Genomic DNA, 1,467 nt, shown 5'->3' with positions numbered 1-1,467 from the left:
GTCCTTAAGTTCGTAGGTGCAGTTACTTCGTGTTGTTACGTTGTGCTGTGACCCGGGCGGGTCGGGTGAGGTTGTTGGTGTGTTGCCGGCTTGATGGTGCGGCTTGAGAGGACTGGCCGCCCGACCCGCTTGGACTTCTCTGGCCGCTGATTGAGATCTGCGATGTGATCGCTTGTTTAAGGAAATGCTGGCGGGGTGGTCCGTGGGGAACATGTTGGCAGACAAGCGAATAGAGGCGAGATGACTGCGGTCCAGTTGTGGGCTGGTGTGGACGTCGGCAAGGAGCATCACTGGGTGTGCGTGGTCGATGACCACGGTGCGGTGGTGCTTTCCCGAAAGTTCGTCAACGACGAGCAACAGATCCGTGGACTTGTTTCCGATGTGGACAAGCTCGGTGGGCAGGTGTCTTGGACAGTGGATCTGACCACCGTCTACGCCACCCTGTTGTTGACGGTGCTCGCCGATGCCGGCAAGTCGGTGCGCTATCTGGCGGGCCGCCAGGTGTGGCAGGCCTCGGCGACCTACCGCGGCGGGGAGGCCAAGACCGACGCCAAGGACGCGCGGGTGATCGCCGATCAATCCCGGATGCGCGGTGCCGATCTGCCGGTGCTGCACCCCGGCGATGACGTGATCACCGAACTGCGGATGCTGACCGCCCATCGGACTGATCTGGTGGCTGATCGCACCCGCACCATCAACCGGCTGCGTCAACAGCTGGTAGCGGTCTGCCCGGCCCTGGAGCGAGCAGCTCAGCTGACCCAGGATCGTGGTTGGGTGGTGCTGCTGGCGCGCTACCAGCGTCCGAAAGCCATTCGGCAGAGCGGCCTTTCGCGGCTGACGCGGGTGCTGGCCGATGCCGGGGTGCGTAACGCCGCTGCAATCGCAGCGGCGGCCGTGGCTGCGGCGAAGACCCAGACGGTGCGCCTGCCGGGCGAAGAAGTCGCCGCTGGGCTGGTCGCACAACTGGCCCAGGAGGTGATCTCCCTCGATGAACGCATCAAGACCACCGACGCCGACATCGAGGGCCGATTTCGCCGCCATCCACTTGCTGAAGTAATCACCAGCATGCCCGGCATGGGATTTCGGCTCGGCGCCGAATTCCTGGCCGCTGTTGGTGACCCCGCCCTGATCGAGTCGGCTGACCAACTCGCGGCGTGGGCCGGGCTGGCCCCGGTCTCTCGCGACTCGGGGAAACGCACTGGACGCCTGCACACTCCGAAGCGCTACAGCCGACGACTGCGCCGGGTCATGTACATGTCCGCGCTCACCGCCATCCGCTGCGACCCGCTTTCCAAGGCCTATTACCAGCGCAAACGGAACGAAGGAAAACGACCGATCGCGGCCACCATCTGCCTGGCGCGACGCCGCACCAACGTCCTCTACGCGCTCATCCGTGACAACCGCACCTGGCAACCCGACTCACCCCCAATCACACAGTCGGCGGCTTGACATCTTCATTGAGAGTCC

The 1,467-nt window shown here is 64.2% G+C and carries 1 protein-coding gene; it reads left to right on the top strand.

Going from position 1 to position 1,467, the window contains the following annotated elements; all coding sequences use genetic code 11:
- The first annotated feature begins 240 nt into the window (after positions 1-240).
- Positions 241-1,449 carry an IS110 family RNA-guided transposase gene (locus tag BST27_RS30370; RefSeq protein ID WP_069422679.1) on the top strand — a complete coding sequence of 403 codons (1,209 nt, stop codon included), beginning with the start codon at positions 241-243 and terminating at the stop codon, positions 1,447-1,449.
- Positions 1,450-1,467 lie beyond the last annotated feature (18 nt).

The sequence above is a fragment of the Mycobacterium intermedium genome (genome assembly GCF_002086275.1).
Taxonomy (GTDB): domain Bacteria; phylum Actinomycetota; class Actinomycetes; order Mycobacteriales; family Mycobacteriaceae; genus Mycobacterium; species Mycobacterium intermedium.
The sequence above is the reverse complement of the archived record's forward strand: the minus strand, read 5'-3'. Positions and strand labels throughout refer to the sequence as shown.